This window comes from Agaribacterium haliotis (assembly GCF_002312815.1).
GTDB lineage: Bacteria > Pseudomonadota > Gammaproteobacteria > Pseudomonadales > Cellvibrionaceae > Agaribacterium > Agaribacterium haliotis.
Genome location: NZ_NKQJ01000001.1, coordinates 537416 through 556458, shown reverse-complemented (window position 1 = coordinate 556458; position 19043 = coordinate 537416). Strand labels below are relative to the sequence as shown.

Sequence of the window (19043 nt, the reverse complement as noted above, 5' to 3'; positions counted from 1 at the left end):
CGCAAGGTCGCGGTATTATCCGTATTTTGTTGTGCTTGTCAACTTTTATCTAAAGGGCGTTGACACGCATACGTATGGCGTAAATTCATTGGCTCTGGGGCGACGTAATCGCTTGACTGGGCATTGGGCCCTTTGCAGAATCGAGCTTAGGACAACTAACAGAAGGATGGGTTATGTACCCCTTTATTGTCGCCGATGTCGGTGGCACCAACGCTCGTTTTGCGCTTGTCACGGATAAATTGGACGGCGAGTTTCAACTTAAGTGCACTCGCATCTACAAAGGCTCTGAGTTCGCTAATTTTGACTTGGTCATGGAGGATTATCTCGCCCAGCTCGACGGCGTCAAACCTCACGCGGCTTGCGTGGCGATTGCAGGGCCTATTGATGGTGACGCAGTCAAAATGACCAACCTACCGTGGCATTTCTCTCAGCGGGAATTAAAGCAGCGTTTCGATTTGCAAGCGTTTAATGCCATTAATGATTTTACCGCGATGGCGATGGCGAGCTCCATTCTCAAGGGTGAGAGCTTAAACTACGTGCTCCCCGGTTCGCGCCAGAAACACGGCAACAAGGCCATTTGTGGCGCTGGTACCGGGCTCGGTGTCGCCGGACTCTGTCACGATGGGCGCTATTGGTTGCCGATCCCGTCTGAAGGCGGGCACGTGACTTTGGGGCCGGCAACAATTGAAGAAGCCGAACTGTTAAAGCTAATGCTGCGACAACACGCCTATGTCTCAGCTGAGATGTGCCTGAGCGGCCCGGGCTTGATTAACCTTTATAAGGCATTTGCCGAACTCGAAGGTCAGTCGGCCGAAGCCCTCGCCGCACATGAAATCAGTCAGCGAGGCCTCGACAACAGTGATGTACTGTGTCGCAAGGCGCTTGATCAGTTTTGCGCGTTTATGGGCACCGTTGCCTCGAACTTAGCGCTGACTTACGGGGCCAAGGGCGGTGTATATCTTTGTGGGGGCATCGTGCCAAGGTTTGTTGACTATCTGCGTAAAAGCCTCTTTAAGGAACGCTTTTTAAATAAAGGGGTGATGAGCCACTACCTCGCCGATATTCCCGTCGATGTTATGGTGCACGAGCTACCGGCTTTTCACGGTGCGGCCGCGTGGATGGAGCAGACGCTCAACAGCCAATAACTTAGCTGCGCCGCGTACTTTACTTTGTCACGCTATTAAATCTTCCCTAATGGAGGCGGTATATGCGCAGCCACTCTGCGCTTTTGTTGTTGTACCTGGCGAACCTGCTGATGGCCGGCGCCGGTGTTTTCTCCAAGTTATTACCTGCCGATGCGCTGTCAATCACTCAGTTGCGCTGTGTTTTTGCAGCGCTTTTTTTATTGCTTATTGTTAAGTTGCTAAAGGTTTCTCTGCGTTTGCGCGGCTTGCGGCAAGTCTTCGGTGTGCTGCTGTTGGGACTGTTGATGGGCTGCCACTGGGCAAGTTATTTTAAAGCAATGCAATCGAGTACGGTGGCCGTCGGGACCCTGGCTATTTTTGTCTATCCGATGATGACGGTTTTGCTCGAGCCGCTGTGGGGGCGGCACAAGCTTTTGTTTCGGGATTTAGTGCTAGCGCTGGTTGTACTGTTTGGTGTCGCGCTACTGCTTGTCGATAACGTCAGTGAACTGTTGCAACTGAAGGCAAACGACTACCTTTACGGGGTACTCTGGGGTTTGCTGTCTGCGTTTTTGCTCAGTCTTCGCAATCTCGGCCAAAAATATTATTTCGCCGACTTAAACTCGGCCACACTCATGTTTTATCAGGTGTGTGTGGTTGCTCTTGTCTTCACGCCGCTGCTTTCGTGGCAGCAGCTTGCAGCGTTTGAGTCGCGCGATTGGTTAAATTTACTCATTCTGGCGCTACTGGTCACGGCGGTTGGCCACACTCTTTTTGTACAGAGTTTTAAATCGCTGCCGGCTAAGTCGGTATCCATGATTAGCTGTGTGCAGCCGCTAATTGTTGTTGTGATTGCCTGGTGGGTTCTCGGCGAGCTACCGGCGGGGCCGGTGTATTTAGGTGGTGCGCTGATTGTCGGTGTGGCCTTTTATGAGAGTTGGCTGCAGCGCCGAGCGGCCGGCTGAGCTTAATGTCGGGTTGAGATGGCCGCAAACAAGGCGGTGGGGCTGTGGCCATTAAAGTGGCAAATGCCGTAGCCGGAAGATGGAACTTAAAGCGTCAATACAAAGTCCAAAGCCAAACCTTAGAAAAACAAACTTCAAAAAACAGGAGAAGTTCCAATGCGTAAAGCAATTGTTGCGCTTGTACTTGGTCTATTTGCAAGTTCGGCCTTTGCCGCGTTGCCGTCGCACACCGGTGACGGCCAGTCCCTGCCAACGTTGGCACCGATGTTAAAGCAGGTAAATCCTGCGGTGGTGAATATTGCCACGTATTCAACGCGCAAGCAGGCCTATAACCCGCTAATGAACGACCCGTATTTTCGCCATTTTTTTGGTGAGCCGCGCCAGCCCCAGCAAGATAATCGCCCTCAGCGCAGGCAGCAAAGCGCTGGATCCGGTGTTATTGTCGATGCTAAAGACGGGGTTGTCATGACCAACTATCACGTAATCAAAGACGCTGACGAAATTCAGGTGCACCTGATAGATGGCCGCACTTACGAAGCTGAGCTTGCCGGTTCTGATCCCGAGCTCGATATTGCCATATTAAAAATTGACGCCTCTAAACTTACTGATGTAAAGCTCAGCGACTCTGATGTGCTTGAGGTTGGGGATTTTGTGGTGGCAATTGGCAACCCCTTTGGTCTCGGCCAAACGGTGACCACAGGTATCGTCTCGGCGCTCGGCCGCAGCGGTCTGGGCATAGAGGGCTATGAGAGCTTTATTCAGACCGATGCGTCGATCAACCCGGGGAACAGCGGCGGTGCGCTGGTGAACTTGCGCGGTGAGCTGGTCGGTATTAACACGGCAATTATTTCTCCTGCCGGGGGCAATGTCGGAATTGGTTTTGCCATTCCGGTCAATATGGCCAAGGCCAGTATGGAGCAAATTCTCGAAAGTGGAGAAGTGAAGCGCGGTGTGATTGGTGTTGGCATTCAGGATATCAGCGCGGATTTGCAAAAGGCTTTTGACCTGAAAAATGGTCAGCAAGGCGTGTTAATTACCGGTGTATTTGACGATACTCCAGCGCAAAAAGCGGGTCTTGAGCCCGGCGATATTATTATTGCGGTGAACGGTGAAGCGACTGCCTCGACCTCTCAGCTTCGCAGCCAGATCGGCATGCGCAAAATCGGCGACAGTGTGAAAGTTACGGTGTTGCGCGATGGCAAAGAAAAGACCTACAAGGTTAAAATTGGCGAGCCCGGTGAAAGCATGTCGGTCAGCGGCAAAACCAACCCCCTGTTTGAGGGTGCGGTGCTTGAAAACGCCAACGATGGCAACGGTGTGGTTGTGGTCAGATTGGCACCGAGTTCCCCAATGAGCTACGCCGGCCTGCGCCCCGGCGACGTGATTTACAGCGTTAACAGAAAGTCGGTAGCATCGGTTGAGCAACTCAAGCAGTTGGTTGGCTCAAACGATGAGCAAATACTGCTGCGTATCGCCCGCAACGGCCGCTCGTTTTTTGTTGTCTTAAAATAATCTTTTTACGCCCTTTGTATGCACCAGTAGCTCTGGCTACTGGTGCATTTGCGCATTTATTGAAGGAAAAGCTCTGGCTAAGAACTCCGGCTCCAGCGGCGCTTTGATAAAACCCGCATAGTCGCCGTGCTTGTTTAGAATAACCACCTGAGCGCTGTGGTCGATGGTGTAGCCATCTGCGAGCGCAACCTTGTTGAAGGCAATATTTACATTGCGACTGAATTTCATTAGTTCGGTAAAATCGCCGCTCAAAGCTTTAAAACTCGTTTCAAAATACGCAACATAAGGCTTTAATACGGCCGGTGTATCGCGCTCGGGATCAAGGCTTACAAATAGCAACTGTGTTTGTAGCTGCTGTTCGGTATTTAGCTTTTTGTAAAAGCGGGCGAGTTCGCTGAGGCTTGTTGGGCATATGTCGGGACAGTGGGTAAAGCCAAAAAAGATAAAGCTTGTTTTCCCTAGTAGCTGATCCTTTGAAAACTCGTGTTGATTTTCGTCTATCAGGGTGAAGCTTTTTACCTGTCTTGCCTGTTCAAATACAAGCACCCCGTTTTGGCGTAAACTCTGTTTGTCAAACTGCTCTGCTCTCAAGGCTTTGTTTAAAAACAGGCCTAAAAATAAGGCCATTAGTGCGATAACGGCGACGACGGTCAGCCAGATGTTTTTTTGTTGCTGTTGTTTTGCTGCTGAATTTAACTCGCTGCGTTCGGCCTCGATATGCATTTTATTTCTCTTATTAATTTAGTAAGCGTAAATAGTGATCGACCAGCATGAAAACAAACAGTAAACCGAGGTAGATGATTGAGTACCAAAACGCATCGAGGCTGTGTTGCCGCTTGTGACTTGCGCACATTCGGATGACCACGACTAAATAGATAAAACCCAGAATCGAAGCGGTAACAAGATAAAGCAGGCCCTGCATCTGGCAAAGGTAAGGCAGCAGTGAGCAGATAATCAGGATCAGCGTATAGAGAAGAACCTGTAACTTGGTATAGCGCTCACCGTGAGTCACCGGCAACATTGGTATTTTTGCGTGAGCGTACTCTTCTTTTCGGTGGATGGCCAAAGCCCAAAAATGCGGTGGTGTCCACGCGCAGATAATTAACACTAGCAGCAGTGCCTGAGGCTCAACGCTGTTGCTGACAGCCGTCCAGCCGAGCAGCGGGGGCGCCGCGCCAGCTAGACCACCGATAACAATATTCTGAGGCGTGGCGCGTTTTAAAAACAAGCTGTACACCACGGCATAGCCAATGGAGGCGGTGAGTGTTAACCAGGCGCAAAGTGCATTGACCAAGGTGTACAGTAGGGTAAAACCCAGAGCGGCGAGCACAGCGGCAAACGCCGCAGCGTGTTGGTCTTGAATGCGGCCCTGGGCAATGGGGCGACTAAAGGTTCTACCCATATGCTGATCAACACGCTTATCGACGAGGTGGTTGATAGCTGCCGCGGATGCTGCGAGCAAAGCGATACCCAGGTTGCCAAATATAAGGGCATTGAGAGCGACCCAACCGTCGCTGGCTAACAGCATGCCAATGGCAGAGGTTAGCAGCATTAATGCGAGTACCCTGGGTTTGCACAGCTCGAGGTAGTCGGCCAGACGTTGTTGACTGAGAATATCATTCATTATTGTTGTTCTTTGATTGTTGTTCGCCAGTTTTTGGCACAGCGCCCCGCTGTAAATATGGCCTTGGGCGCCGCCCAGGCTTGACTCTGATCAAAAGTCGCTTGCCCCTGTTTAGTAGTATAGAAAACGAGCAATAATTTGTAGTGCTAATACATAGGAGGGGATATGTATATCGACTGGGTAATTACTTTAAGCCTGATCATTGTTGTTTTGACCTGCGTTTTTCTCGGGTATGCCGTGCGTTACGCCATGCAAAAGATCAACGAAGTGCCGACCGACTTTGATACAACCCAGGAAGCGGCAAACGCTCGTTAGCTAGCAGCGGCTAGATTGTTTAAGCGCTGGTTTTCACGCCTGAGCGCGCGGTAAAGGGGCGGGGCCAGACTGCGTCTATACTGGGGGCATCAATTTGCCAAAAAGTGGTTTGAGCCCAGGGTCCTATGTTCGCTCGTCTGCTCCCCAAGCGTTATTTACTCTCAGCGGTTTTAATCTGTACTTCTCACGTGGCTTCGGTATCAGCCGAAACTTTGCGCCTGGTTTTTGCCGAATTTGCTCCGTACCAATATATGCACGAAGGGCAAGCGACGGGCCGCGGCGTTACTGCCATCAGGGAAATTATTGAACGCGATTTGGGGCTCGAGCTGAGTTTGGATATGTACCCGAATTATGGTCGGGCGGTCAAAGCGACTGAGCAGGGCAAGGCCGACGGTTTTTTCCTCGCGTCACAAAATTCAGAGCGCGATGCGATTGCCGAATTCTCCCTGCCGGTGATGTTCAATAACTGGAGCTGGTTTTTTCATCGGCGCAATGTGCTTGATAATACTCAGCCGCAGTTTCATAGAATGGTTAGGGTGGCGACTCTGCTGCACACCAATACCCACAAGTGGCTCGAGAAAAATAGTTTTCGCCACATTATGCCGGTTATGAAACCTTCGCTGCTGCCAACCCTGCTTGAACTGGAGCGGGTCGATGCGGTTTTCCTTGCCGAAGTGGTGTTCAGTGCTGAGGTTGAAGCCTTAGGTTTACAGGCCGATGACTTTGTCCAGGTTGTTGAGGTGGCAAAGCCGTTTGGAATTTACATCTCTAAGCGCTATTTGGCTGAGCACCCCGATTTTATGTCCAAGCTAAATGCCGCGATCGCGCGCTACAACAACACTCCCTAACTGTCACCGTTCTTATCTGGTTGATTACTGCTGGTGCAGCCTTGGTGAGCCGCGGCAGGAATTGAATTGGGCCGGGGCAATCTAGATCGTGAGCTTCATACAGCCATAAAAAAGGGCTCTAAAAAGAGCCCTTGAATTTGCTATGGTTTTTCTCAAATTTTATTTTTTTACACATTCCAGGTTGATGCTGGTCTGGAACTTAAACTGGCTTTGAGTGGTATGGCGTTCAGCAAAGAATAAGTCAAAGCTATAGGTTTCGCCGATCACCAGGCCGAGCTCATGGGCGACCGCGTCGATGTCGACGCTGGCGTGTTCAGCACTGTGTACACCACCCAGATCGATTACACGGTGCCCATTGATGTAGACCCAGAGGTCGTCATCGCCGGTAAAGCTAAACTGTTCGCCGCCGTTATAGTCGAACTGCAGGTGGGCTTCGAGTGTGAACCAGAAGTTGTGGCTCTGACCCTGGTTGCCCCAACCCTCGCTGTCTAGAGGGAAAAAGTCGTTGTCTTCATAAGTCCAGATGCTGGAGCCCTGTTGGCGTTTTAAGGTCAGGTTGCGCTCAATGGGGATATTGACGCGATTGACGTTGTTAAACCACTGATCGAAGTTGGCTTGGCCGGTTGTGGTATCGGTGTAGCTGCCCGGGTGAGCGTAGACCGGCTTGCCGTCGGCGCCCAGGTATTCGGTAACAATGCCGGGGTCAGAGCCAATGGCGTATTCAAAGTCGGGGTGGCTGGCTTTGAAGTCGCGCAGAGTCACCGGCAGCAGTCGGCGTGTTTCATCGCTGATATCACAGGCAATCGGGTCGCTGGTGGCCTCAAAGCTGATGGTTGTTGGCACACTGTCGACTTTGCCGTCGCTAACAATCAGCTGAACAACATAGTCGCCGTCGGTGCCAAGACTTAAGCTCGGCGCGTTGCTGTTGCTGTCGTTAAGGGCCGCAGAGGAGCCCTGGGGCTTGCTCAGCAAGCTCCAGCGATAGCTCAATGCGTCGCCATCTTCATCGTAGCTGTTGCCACCGTTTAGCTGCACCGTGTTCTCCGATTTGATCTGGTCGTTGATATCGTCAATAACGGCAACGGGGCGACTGTTAAGGGTGCTTAATACAACTTGGTCCGCTTCACTATCGAGCTTGCCGTCGCTGACGATCAGCTGCAGCACGTAGCTTCCAGCGGCATCAATGGCCAGCGTTGGCATGGCCAGCTGCGCATCGAGCAGGTTGGCGCTGCTGCTTGCGGGGCGGCTGACAAGCTGCCAGCTGTAGCTCAAGGCATCGCCATCGGCGTCGCTGCTCGCACTGCCGTCGAGCATAACTTCAGTGTGCAGAGCGACACTTTGGTCCGGGCCGGCGTTGGCAACCGGGCGCTGATTTGGATCTTCACTGGTAATCAGCACTTCATCTGCAACACTATCGAGCTCGCCGTCGTTGACGACGAGGCTAAATACATAGATGCCCGGGGCGTCAATATCAAAGCTGGGGCTGACTGCGCCGCTGTTATTAAGCTGAGCGCTGCTGCCCGCTGGGCGGCTAACCACGCTCCAGTGATAGCTCAGCGTATCGCCATCGGCGTCCGAGCTCGCGCTGCCATCTAGATTTACACTTTGATTAAGTACTGCCGTTTGGTCGGCGCCGGCGTTCGCGACGGGGGCGCGATTTGGCTCCGGGCTGGCGCTGGGCGATGGGCTCGCAACAGGGCTTGGGCTTGGCACAGGGCTGGCAGACGGGCTGGCACTTGGCGATGGGCTCGGTTCTGGACTAGCAGATGGGCTCGCTTCCGGGCTGGCACTCGGTGACGGGTTCGCGCTCGGGCTGTGACTCGGCACTGGGCTAGCACTTGCTAGTGGGCTTGAAACCGGGCTGGGGCTAAGGCTAGGCACAGGGCTGGCGCTAGGTAGCGGGCTCGCAACTGGACTTACCGCAGGGCTGGGGTTTGTCGAAGGCATGCTGCTGGGCACTGCACTTGGCGTTGAGCTCGGTACAGGGCTAGCTATAGGGCTAGCGCTGGGTAAAGCACTCGGTGCGGCACTTGGCTCGTAGCTGGGCGTTGGGCTCGGTATCGCGCTTGGCTCTGGGCTGGCAATGGGGCTGATCACAGGCGAGGGCAAAACACTCGGCACTGGTGTTGGCATAGTGCTTGTTGCCGGCGATGGTACTGGGCTCGGCGCTGAGCTAACGCTCGGGCTGGGCACAACGACAGGGCTAGCGCTTGTGATCGGGCGCGGTGTGCTGCTCGGCATCGGGCTGAGCACCGGGCTTGGGCTAGATGTGGCTACCGGGCTGCTCGTTGGCACAGGGCTGCTCGTTGGCTGAGGGCTACTTGTTGGCTGAGGGCTCGCCATCGGGCTGGCACTTGGGCTCGGCTGAGGGTCAACACTCGGGTTGTCGCAGACCAAGCGCGCACCTTCGTCGTTGTCGACATAATTGTGTTTGACCGGGGCGTAAGGCCATTCGGCGCCGAGGTGGGGGCGGCTGATCGCTAAGTCGCTATATACCGTATTGTTTTTTGCTGCGAGTAGGGGCAGCTGGCTGTCGGTGTTGGCATCGTATACCCACAGGCCGTACTTGCTGACAAGTTGGCTGGCATCGCCGCCGGTATTACAAAAGCTGCTGATGCCGTCGTCGTTGAGCGTACAGCTCGACCAGCTGACGACACTGCGATTTGAGCCGTCGCGATAGGGCCAGACGGCGCTGTACCAGCCGGGGTTACTCAGTTGGCCTGGATAGAGATTTACCTCCGCGTCAATAAATGCTTCCGGCGCGAGCTCGCCAAACAGGCCGTCATCACGGCTGCGTTCCGGGGCGTGAAACTCAAGAATATTGCCGCCTTGGGGAGAGCTAAAACCGTGGCTTAACAAGCCTAATAGGTGGCCGTTCTCTGCCTGAACAAGTTTGTCGATGCTGAGAAAACCCTCTGCACTGGCATTGAGACTGACAGTCTCGTAGAGCTGATCAAGCTTGCCGGTTTCGGCGTCGATACGCAGAACTGTGTAGTGGTTGCGCGCAATTGCTGCGCCGACAGGGGTATCAATGCTGTAGTTGCAAAGCTGTTCGGTGCTCCAGGCGTCCGGCTTGTCGAGCCCAGAAGGGTAGCTGGCAGAGAAAGCCTGCTGCAAATCGCTGGTTTTTCTAAACGGTGCAGAATAGCTCTTGCCGCACTCTTCAACCAGTTCATAACTCTGAGACCAGCGCACAAAAGCGACGGCGCCGCCCTTCAGGGCCGTGGTCGTTAAATCGTGATTGTTGCCGTAGGTCAGCTGCACGATATCGGAGCCATCTGCTTGCATTTTGTGCAGCAGCGAGGGCTTTTCAGAGGGGCCAACTTTAACGCAGTGGTCGTTCTCTGCGACAAAACGCTCGATCTCACTATCGGGGTCGCCAGCGGCGCGATCTGAGGAGAATACAATCAAGCCGTTGGCGGCAAAGCTTGGCGCTGTATCGTGGCCGGCATTTGCGATGCTGTCGTCTTCGATAATACGTGTGATTTCACCGCTTACAAAGTCGAGAGTGTAGATATTCCAGCTGTGGTGGCTCTGGCTATCCGCTGGGCCGTGGGCAGCAAAAATCAAGGTCGAGCCGTCGTGGCTGACATTCAGGTCTTTGACATCGTAGTCGTCAGAGCCAAAGTAGTTGTTGAGAAGATCGCTGATATTGGCGTCGACATCGATGCTGGTTTGCAGCAGCAGGCTCGCACCGGGTTTGCGGCGGTACGGGGAATTTAAATCCTGAGGTGCAAAGCGATCGCTCTCGACACTGGCTTTAAAGAATTCAGCGCTGCTTTTACTGTTGGCGCTGAGATCTCGTTGTACATAAACAAGTGGGGTATCTGCGGTGATGTCTCCACTTAAGCTGGCATCGGGGCCGTTGTTTTGATTGTCTGTGCTGCCTGCGCCGCCACAGGCGACCAATAATTGCAGGCTAGCGGCCGTGCTTACAACTGACAGAAAGCGACGTGTTTGCGTATTCATGTTCAGATCCAGGAACTAATGCTTAAGTGGGTTCTATTACGGGGGAGAATTTTGACAGAAACTACGACGAATTACTGAGATTCAGTTCCATTACGCGCCGCGCAGCGACAGGCGGCACGCGGCTTTCAGAGTTTTGTGATGCTCTTCTCATTTCCGTATAGGCGCTTGTGGCAAGCAAAAAAAGGGGGTATTAGCCCCTTGATTTTGTCGCCGTTGACGAAATTTTGTTCGTTTTTTAAGGTGTTTTCTAGGAAGTTATTTTAACAGTTTGATTAGCTTGGTAAAAACACAAAAGTGTATTCTACCTTAGTGGTGATGACATCTTCTTCACCAAAACTGACCTGCTTTATTTGCCCGAGAATTTCACGCTCGAGGCTGTTCAAGCCGAGTTCGCTCGATAAGAGCGACAGTGAACTGATTTGGCCGCTCGGCTCGATGACGAGCTGAAAGCGAAACTTGCCGGCCAGTTCCGGGTTCTCGTTGAGGGCCCGCTGGTAGCGTGCATATACTCGGCTCTTGGCGGCCTCTAATGCGCGCCGAACACTTTCCATATCTCTAACACCGCTGCGGATTTCACCGTAGGCGTCGCTGGTGCTGACCAAGCCGGAACTCAGGTCGAGACCATCAACTTCAGTGGCTTGGTGAGAGGCCAGTTGTGCGGCGTCGCTGCGCATGCTTTTGTCGTCGATAACCACACCGCCGCTGCGGCGGGTGACACTGTCGGCGCCGAGTTTAGAGCTGGCGCTTTGTGCCTTGGTGCCGTTGCTCGAGCTACTGACATTTTTGCGGCGCAGTTTCTGCAGGTCGACGGCGGAGCTGAGCGAGGCCAGTTGGCTGCTAAGCGTGTCGAGGCCCTGAGCTTGAACCACGGTTTGGTTCTGCTGTTTTTTTTCGGCCGGCGCAGCTTTGCTCGTGGTCGCGAGCTTTTGCACAGGCTTAGGCGCTTCTACCGGGGCGGGCTCCGGTTCGGGCTCAGCTTGTTCGGGCAGAGGCTCGGGCTCGAGCATCAGCACCGTGCGAACAACGCTCTCGTCCTGCTCGGGCTCGGTGAGTACGGGTAAAAACTGCAGTACGCTGACAAATACGATTACCGCCGCGCTGGCGCGTTTGATATTGCGCTTTAGCTTTTGTTCGCGCTCAAGGTCGGCCACCCAGGGCAGCTCGAGCTCCAGCGCAAGCGGCTCATAGGGCGAGTTGGGCATGGGGATGGTGCTCATTAGCCTTCGCCCTCCGTCGTTACACTGATGCTTGCAACGCTGGCTGCGGCGCTCTCAGGGCTGCCCAGCGGTATCTCTTGCACGCGGTTGACCGCGAGGCTGATATTGCGGAAATTCTCGAGCTGGCAGGTTTCCATGACCACTTTGAGCAGCTCGTAGTCGACGTCTTTGTCAGCCTGAATGGTGATGGCGTGACCGATTTTTTCCTGCAGTTTTACCTCGTCTTCACCCATTAACTCTTTCTGGGCTTTGAGCACGCTTTGCAGGGCTTCAATCGGGTCTTCAGGTGTTTCCAATACCTCTGCTACCTGCGCGATCTCTCGCTCGTCGAAGATAATGTGTTCTTCGCTAACATAGACGGTTAAGTCTGTGTGTGGGCTTTTGCCCGACGATGAGTTCGGCAGGTCGACCGCTTTAACGGTTTCAATGTTTTGAGTTTCACCAGAGTTGAGCATGAGGAAAAACACCAAGATGGTGAAAATATCCATCAGTGAAATCAAACTGAGTTTGGCGACAAGCTCGTCTTTGCGGCGCTTCAGCAGCAAACTATTCTGAATCATTGTGCATCCCCCAGCGAAATATCGGGAAAAAGCTCAAACTCGACAACGGAGGCAACAACCAAATCTTGGTAGCTGCTGACGGCATCCATAATCTCAACGATGTTCTGGTAGTCGATGTTTTTTGCCAGCTTGACGACAACGTCTTTTTTATCCGGGTGCTCTTGTTTCACTGCCTTTAACACCAGCGACAAGGTCGCGAGGTCGTAACTGTGCTCATCGCCTTGCTGTAAAGCGTCGACTTGGCGAAGCAGTTGGCCCTCGGGAAAATACACGTTGATACCTTCGCTTTTGACCTCAACTTCGAGCTTGCTCTGGGCGGTGGTGCTGACCGCCTGGCCGCCGGTAAGTTCGGGCAGGCGCAGCTCAAGCACAGTGACATTGGCAAAGCTCATACTGAGAAGTAGCACCGGTACCAGCACGATCATCAAATTGAGAAAGGCGGTCACGTCCAGTTCAGCGTCGTCGGTGGCTTGCACGGGTTTCTTTAAAGCCATGACTGCAGCCTCAGTTACGCGGGAGCTTCAGCTTGGTTGGCGCCGAGATTGAGAGGCTCGCCGCGAATTTTTTCAAGCTCCGGGGGGATGGAGCTCTGCGGCTCGCCAAGCACGCGCGGGCTGTTGCTCTGAATCATGCGGTGCACAGTCATCAGGTTCAGAAATTTAACCGCGGCCATTTCCAGGCTGTTGGTAATTTTTGCAGTTTTATTTTTGAGGATGGCGTGCATAACCAGCAGCGGGATGGCTGCGATCAGGCCAAAGGCGGTGGTGTTCATCGCAACTGAAATCGACTCTGAAAGAATGCGGCTTTTTTCGGCGGGGTCGGCGCTGGCAACGGCGGTAAAGGCGCCAATCAGGCCGATAATTGTCCCGAGCAGGCCGAGCAGAGTGGCGACGTTGGCCAGCACGGCGAGGTAGCCGGTGCGCTGCTCGAGGCGCGGCAGGGTTTCAAGTATGCCCTCGCTCATTGCGTTTTCGATGTCGGCGCGCTGATCGCTGACTTTCATCATGTCGAGGCCGCAGCCGAGGATGCGGCTGACCGGCGCGGTGCTCTCGCGGCTGAAGTGCAGCATCTTTTCGAGATCGGTTGTGCGCAGCAGGGGCAGCCACTGTTCAAAGGCTTTGGCGTTGCGAATTTTTTCGGCGGCGAGGAAAACCCAGCGCTCGATGCAAATAACGATGCCGATCGCCAGAACGACACCAATAGGGATGAGGAAAAATCCACCATCTTGAAAGAATTTTACGATCAGACTGTAAGTGTCGGTCATGATTTGGGCTCCCGGTGTTATCACCTAATACTTCTCGCTCAGTTTTGAGACTGAGGTTTTTCAATGTTCATTTGTTCGTAAATACGCGTGGAACGCAGCATGATGTCTCGATCAGCTTTGTTGAGCGTGTCGTCGTATTTTTCATCCATTTGCCACTGCAGTTTGTCGGGGGTTCCGACTTCCTGCCAGGGCACAAAATAACTGACGGCGGGCTGCTCTTTATCGCCAGTAATCGTAGATTCTATTTTTAACAGATGCTCCGCCTCATCGTCTGAGGCGCTGCTCACAAGTGGAGCAAAAAGTATGAGAAAAGTGCTAATAGTGCGAACTTTATTCATCTTCAAGCTCCAGTTCGGGGCGCTGGTCCATGCCCACCTCCAACTTGCTTGCCAGGCCGGTACGGCTCTGAACTTCCGCCAGCCACTTGTTTGCCTCGGCGTCTTTGCCATGGCTTAGAAACTGGTAGGCCTCGTAGTGACGCTGAGCCCGGATCGGGTGGTTCAGATAGATGTCGTAGAGCACGGCAATGTTTAAGTGCGCCTCGGGAAAGTCCGGCCAGGTCTCAAGGGCTCGCACCAGGGTGTTCTGCGCGAGTAAATACTCACCCGAGCGCCGCTGAGTCAGGGCCAGGCGCAGATAGGCGTTGACATTTTTAGCGTTAGTATCGATGGCGCTGCTGTAGGCCTGTTGCGCTTTGTCGAGCTGTTCTCGCTCGGCGGCTACATTGCCAATGATCAACCACGGGCCACTGAGCTTGGGCTCAGTTTCGGTCAAAGCCTGAGCCTGGCTCAGAGCCAGATCGAGTTTGCCTGCGTCAAATTGGCGCTGGGCATCAATAAATTGCACGATGGCTTGTTTGTCGATGCGCCCTTGTTGGCGGCTATAAGGGTTGGCCTCGGCTTCGTAGGGCAGCGGCAGATTCTGCTTGTCGTATTGAATCTGCGGGATAAATTGCTCGCTGGCAAGCAAGTTAAGTTGCGCAGTTTCGCCATTGGCTGCGAGCTCAGCTTGTTTTGTCGGCGTGCTAGTACAGGCGACCATGCTTGACGCGGCGAGCGCGACAAGCATGGTTTTAACGGATTTCTTCACCATAGTTTGTCAGGCGCTCTTGTTTGTTAAAACGGTCGGGGTTGAGTTCTTGCAGCACGTCAAAGCTCTTTTGAATCCATTCGTTGTACAGGCCTTGCCAGGCGCGCTCGACGTTGGCGCTATAGAGCTCGGCGGCAAGCTGTTTAAGCGGGGCGCTCTGCTGCTCGATAACCTGGTTGTAAGTTTGCAAGTCGGTCGCGCTCAAACCTTGCGGGCGCGGGCTGTTGTGCAGTGCGCTGGCGAGCTCGTTATACAGGCCGGCAATTTTGTAGCTGCTCTGGGTGGTAAATTCTAAAAAGCCGAGTTCGGCACTTTGTTCATAGCGCGAAATGGCGTCGCCCATAAATTTCTGTTTTTTGGCAAGGCTGGTAGGCAGAGGCTGGCGCAGGCGGCTGCGCTCAAACTCGCCGGCAAAATAATCGCCGTATTGCATATGGGCCCAGGCGCCGAGCCAGCGGCTGCGCTCGGTGCGCTGGCTGCCCGCCTTGCGATCGCCGTCGACGATGCGGCGCAGCCAGTACTGTGATTTACCGACGTCGCCGGTCTGCGCGTAAATGCTGGCCAGCTTGTAGCGCGCTTCCATACGAACTTCAAAGGGTTGTTCGTAGGCGTAGGCGTAGCGGCGGAAGTGCTCAATGGCAGCCTCGTAGTCTTTGTTTTGCTCAAACATTTCTGCGGCACTGAACAGCGCCTCGCGACGAATTTCCGGATCGGCGTCGTTTTGATAGAGCCAAAGGTAGGCGTTTGAGGCCTCGCTCCACTGCTCATCGGCGCGGTAGGCGTAGGCGAGCTTGCGCGGGAATTCAGGCGCAAGTTCGTGCTCCGGGTACAGGGTTTTTAACTCTTGCAGCTCGGTAATGGCGTCGTGCCAGCGCTGGTGCTCGAGCATTAAACTGGCGGCGTCGTACTGGGCGACAACCCGGACCGGTGAGTCCGGCGTCCAAACTTTAATGTTCAGCAGTTGCTCGATGGCTTCGTCGACTTTGTCTTCGCTGAGCTGGGCCTCGGAGAGTTTGTAAGTGCTGTTTGCCAGGCGCTCGGAGATTGCGCGGTATTCTTCGCTGCCATCGGCCGTGAGTGCGCGCTGCTGTTGATAATACTTCTGAGCCTGCGCGTAATCTTCAAGCTTGAACCAGGAGTGCGCAACAATGCCGAGTGCGGTTTTGCTCAGCTCTGGGTCGAGCTTGTCGTTGCCATCGAGCAGGGCGACACCGGTTTCAATCGCGCGCTCGTATTCATTTAAGCCAAACATATATTCCGCCGCGTTGGTGAGCACGCCCGGTGAGCGCTGATCGGCGTGGTAAAACTTGGCAAAGCGCAGCATGGAGTCGACGGCCTGGGCTTGCCATTGTTTGGCCGTGTCGCTGGCCTGGGCTAAACCGTCGATTTGTTTCTGATAGGCAAGAATGGCGGCGTAGCCGGCGTCGGCGGCGTGCGCTTTTGCGCTGCTGCCCTTGGGGCTGTAGGCGACAAATTCATAGCCTTTGATGGCCGCTTCGTAGTTGCCGGCAATAAACCAGGCTTCAGCTTGCAAGAAGGTGATTTCGTCGTAGCGCTCGTCGTTCGGGAAGCTGGCGAGGTATTGACCGTAAAACTCGGCGGCTTTTGCAAAGCTGCTTTTTTGTTTGTTTTTAAGTTTGTCGAGTTCGCCTTTATCGCCGTTGCCGGTGATTAAACTGTCGATTTCCTCGCCGTAGGCCAGGCCTTCGGCGTAGTTGTGGCGGGCCAGTTCGTCGAGGTAGGTTTTCAGCCTAGCCAGGGTTGCGTTGTCGGCGCCGAGTTTTTTGTAATAGCGCGAATAGATGCCGTAGCTGTCGACAAATTTATATTTTTCTTCAAGGGCCTGGCGTGGAAAACCACCATCGACATAGGTTTGAATAATTTGTTGATGAAAGCTCGGTGCGCGCGCGTGCATAGGGTTGGCGGTGAGAAAGGCGCGATAGCTGTGCGCAGCTTGCTCGTAGAGCTCTTTATCAAAATAAAACTGGCCGAGTTTTTCGTAGATCAGCCAGGCATAGGGTTTTTGATCGAGCTTATCGAGGCTGGCGACGGCGTCGGCACCGCCAATTTTATCGATCGCAAGGCTCAGTGAATGCAGGGCGTCATCGGCAACCGCAGCTTGCTTTTTGTCGAGCTGATCGGTGTTGTCGGTGGTGCCGAGCAGGGAGTCGAGCACAAACGCAAAACTCGTTGCCGCGGTGCGAAACTGCGAGCGTTTGTACTGGGCCCAACCGAGCATGTAGTGCGCGTTGAGCTTGAGCTTGCTATCGCCGAGCTCGGTGACCGCTTGGTAGGCGTTGGCAGCCTTGCTGTAATGCTGCTGGCCAAAATAGATATCGCCGAGGCGGAAATAAGCTTCGGCGTTGTTGGCGTAGCTCGGGTGTAAGTTGACCAGTTCTTCGAGCATGGCTTGAGCTTCATCTTGCTCGCCTTCCATGTCGTAGGCTTTGGCGAGTTGATACAGCACCTCGGCGTTGTCGGGGCTGTTTGGGTAGCGCTCAAGTATGTTGCGATACGCCTTAATGGCATCGACATAATAACTTGAATCTTCATTCGAGTTGGCTTGCTCTTGCGTGCCTTCGATCATGTACACGTCGGCGATGCGACGCTCGATATTTTCTTTGAGCTGCTCGTCTTCAAAAACATCGAGCAGCTCTTTGTATTCCTGGCGCACTTGTTCGTGGCTGAGCTTTTCAAACTCGACGTTCTCCTCTTGCTCCGGCTCGTACTCAAGCTGGCCGAGAGTTTTGGTATTGCCGCCGCAGGCGCTGAGGCCGAGGCTGAGCAAACTGAGATAAATAAGTTGATGGCGGTACTTCATTAATTCTTAGCTCCGGGTGCGTTTTTTTGCACTCGTTTTTTGGCCTTGTTTAAATCTTGCAAGGTGGCGTCGTAGAGTCTGGCTTTGGCCAGGCGCGCCTGGGCTTGGTAATAGGTCATGCGCGAACGGTGACGGCCGAGTTCGTGTTTGACCTGGGCGCGCACAATGACTTCCAGGCGCTCGACCAATTCATTTGTTTCGCTGAGTTTTTGCAGCAGCTGTTCTCGCTTTTGTTCTATGTCGGGGGCGAGGTTCGCCGGTGGTCGGTAGGGCTCGTCAATGCTTTTGATAAAGTTGAGGCGATTGTCGCTCTTGCGCAGTTCTGCGCGGGTCGATTCGAGTAAACTGTCGAAGCGCTGCTGATCTTGCTGTTCTAACGACAACAATAACAGTCGCTGTTCTTTTTCAAGGCGAGCCAGCTGTGCGGCGAGCTGGTCGCGGCTTTGAATATGGGCGCGGGTCGCATCATCGTAGGTTTTGCGCTGAGCTTCGTCGAGGATAAGCAGGTGCTGGTCTTGTTGCAGCAGCCAAAACTCGATGTTTTCGCGAATTGAATACAGGTCGCCGAGCTCGCGCAGGGCTTCGTTAAAATTGTTGGCCGCCAGAAGGTCGATCAAAAATGGCGTAAGCTGGCGGTAGTCTACTTCCGGGCGTTCTCCATACCAGTCGGTTTCGCGCACAACATTATTTAAGTTGGCAATAAATTCTTTGGGCACGTCTTTCATATCGATGATGCGTTCGGCTTCATCGAGCATGGCCAGGCCCTTATCAAACTCTTTTTCAGCAACAATGTTTTGCTTAAGCGCTTTGCGAGGCAGCTGATCTTGTTCGTAGAGGTGAGCTAAAAGTACTTTCGCTTCTTGCACTTCCGGCAGCGCAATGGCGCGCTCGTCGAGAATCTGCAGGGCCGGAATAGCGGCTTTATATTGTTTCAGCTTGATTGCGGTCCAGGCGTAAGAAAGCAGAGCGCGGTTTGAGTAAAGCCCAGTGGTGCGTATGCTGGAAAGCTCTTGCCAGGCGGCGAGTAAGTTGCCCTCTTTGCTGGCGATAATGCTTAAGCCGTGTTTGCTGCGGTCGGCGAGTACTTCGTATTCTTCGCCGAGGTAGGCATAACTTTGTACCTCTTTCATCAGTGCCCGGGCCTCATCGGTGCGACCCTGTTCGAGCGCTCTAACAGCAAAGTTAAATAAATAATATGGGTATTCGGGCAGGTCACCTTTGAGTTTGTCGAGTGTTTCCCGGCTGGCCTGAGTATGTTTGCCATCACTACCGATTAGTGAGCTCAGGTAGTGATAGTCAATATGCAAATCGTGGCGAATGGCTCCGCGAATATGATCGAGTGCCTCTTTCGCGGCGGGGCTATTTGATTTTGCGTAATACAGTTTCGCCAGGTAATACCAGGCGGCATTGCGGACCGTTGTTTTATCACTGTTGTGCAGTGTGTCTTCAAACAGTTGTTTCGCAGCTTCGGGTAAACCGTAGTTTAACTGCATGCCGCCTTTTAATAATTGGCCGTCATCGACCAGAGCAAAGCGATTTTGCTGAGTTTCAACATAGGCGTTGTTCACCAGCGCATTAAAAAAGTCGCGCTGGTAAAATTCATATAAAACGGTGCCGTACTGTAATTCTTCTCTTTTTTTCTCAGCTTTTTTACTAATGGCGTGGGCCAGTGGCGACAAAGCGAGTAAGCAGCTAAGGCTCAGAACGGTGTAGCGGATATAACGATGCAAGGTGG

16 protein-coding genes are annotated in these 19043 nt (G+C 53.5%); 5 read left to right on the top strand and 11 right to left on the bottom strand.

Features of this window, described 5'->3' with window-relative positions:
* Positions 1-173: 173 nt before the first annotated feature.
* The 3 genes from glk (at position 174) to CFK45_RS02465 (ending at position 3601) form a co-directional block, all read left to right on the top strand.
* Positions 174-1145, top strand: a complete 972-nt coding sequence (gene glk, locus CFK45_RS02475) for a glucokinase (protein ID WP_096084803.1) — start codon at positions 174-176, stop codon at positions 1143-1145.
* Positions 1146-1207: 62 nt separating this feature from the next.
* Positions 1208-2089: a DMT family transporter gene (locus CFK45_RS02470; protein ID WP_096084802.1), complete on the top strand. Its 882-nt coding sequence runs from the start codon at positions 1208-1210 to the stop codon at positions 2087-2089.
* A gap of 156 nt (positions 2090-2245) precedes the next feature.
* Entirely contained in the window at positions 2246-3601 is a 1356-nt protein-coding gene (locus tag CFK45_RS02465; protein ID WP_096084801.1) for a DegQ family serine endoprotease, read from the top strand.
* 36 nt (positions 3602-3637) lie between these two features.
* Here CFK45_RS02465 and CFK45_RS02460 read toward each other — a convergent pair whose 3' ends face one another.
* The gene (locus CFK45_RS02460) at positions 3638-4324 is read right to left on the bottom strand and encodes an SCO family protein (protein ID WP_096084800.1); all 687 of its coding nucleotides are present in this window, start codon (positions 4322-4324) and stop codon (positions 3638-3640) included.
* Between the two features lie 13 nt (positions 4325-4337).
* A complete protein-coding gene (gene cyoE / locus CFK45_RS02455) occupies positions 4338-5225 on the bottom strand; it encodes a heme o synthase (RefSeq protein WP_096084799.1) in 888 nt (295 codons plus the stop codon).
* 165 nt (positions 5226-5390) lie between these two features.
* Here cyoE and CFK45_RS18425 point away from each other — a divergent pair, with 165 nt between their 5' ends.
* Together CFK45_RS18425 and CFK45_RS02450 are read left to right on the top strand one after the other, a co-directional pair.
* On the top strand, positions 5391-5540 hold the full coding sequence (locus CFK45_RS18425; RefSeq protein ID WP_158224577.1) for a hypothetical protein: 150 nt from the start codon (positions 5391-5393) through the stop codon (positions 5538-5540).
* Positions 5541-5728: 188 nt separating this feature from the next.
* Positions 5729-6388: a substrate-binding periplasmic protein gene (locus tag CFK45_RS02450; RefSeq protein WP_158224576.1), complete on the top strand. Its 660-nt coding sequence runs from the start codon at positions 5729-5731 to the stop codon at positions 6386-6388.
* Positions 6389-6547: 159 nt separating this feature from the next.
* On the opposite strand, the gene CFK45_RS02445 is transcribed toward CFK45_RS02450, so the two are convergent.
* From CFK45_RS02445 to CFK45_RS02405, 9 genes are all read right to left on the bottom strand, one after another.
* Positions 6548-10357, bottom strand: a complete 3810-nt coding sequence (locus CFK45_RS02445; protein WP_096084797.1) for a PKD domain-containing protein — start codon at positions 10355-10357, stop codon at positions 6548-6550.
* Positions 10358-10629: 272 nt separating this feature from the next.
* The gene (locus CFK45_RS02440; protein WP_096084796.1) at positions 10630-11574 is read right to left on the bottom strand and encodes an AgmX/PglI C-terminal domain-containing protein; all 945 of its coding nucleotides are present in this window, start codon (positions 11572-11574) and stop codon (positions 10630-10632) included.
* A complete protein-coding gene (locus tag CFK45_RS02435; protein WP_096084795.1) occupies positions 11574-12134 on the bottom strand; it encodes an ExbD/TolR family protein in 561 nt (186 codons plus the stop codon). Before CFK45_RS02435 ends, CFK45_RS02440 begins: the two co-directional genes overlap by 1 nt.
* A complete protein-coding gene (locus tag CFK45_RS02430; RefSeq protein ID WP_096084794.1) occupies positions 12131-12628 on the bottom strand; it encodes an ExbD/TolR family protein in 498 nt (165 codons plus the stop codon). The genes CFK45_RS02435 and CFK45_RS02430 overlap by 4 nt, the downstream gene beginning before the upstream one ends.
* Positions 12629-12642: 14 nt before the next feature.
* Positions 12643-13398, bottom strand: coding sequence for a MotA/TolQ/ExbB proton channel family protein (locus CFK45_RS02425; RefSeq protein WP_096084793.1), 756 nt, complete (start codon positions 13396-13398; stop codon positions 12643-12645).
* A gap of 38 nt (positions 13399-13436) precedes the next feature.
* On the bottom strand, positions 13437-13736 hold the full coding sequence (locus CFK45_RS02420) for a hypothetical protein (RefSeq protein WP_096084792.1): 300 nt from the start codon (positions 13734-13736) through the stop codon (positions 13437-13439).
* Positions 13729-14490: a tetratricopeptide repeat protein gene (locus tag CFK45_RS02415; RefSeq protein WP_143247454.1), complete on the bottom strand. Its 762-nt coding sequence runs from the start codon at positions 14488-14490 to the stop codon at positions 13729-13731. The genes CFK45_RS02420 and CFK45_RS02415 overlap by 8 nt, the downstream gene beginning before the upstream one ends.
* A complete protein-coding gene (locus CFK45_RS02410) occupies positions 14471-17308 on the bottom strand; it encodes a tetratricopeptide repeat protein (protein ID WP_096084790.1) in 2838 nt (945 codons plus the stop codon). The genes CFK45_RS02415 and CFK45_RS02410 overlap by 20 nt, the downstream gene beginning before the upstream one ends.
* Positions 17308-19038: a tetratricopeptide repeat protein gene (locus tag CFK45_RS02405; protein ID WP_143247453.1), complete on the bottom strand. Its 1731-nt coding sequence runs from the start codon at positions 19036-19038 to the stop codon at positions 17308-17310. The genes CFK45_RS02410 and CFK45_RS02405 overlap by 1 nt, the downstream gene beginning before the upstream one ends.
* Positions 19039-19043: the final 5 nt, after the last annotated feature.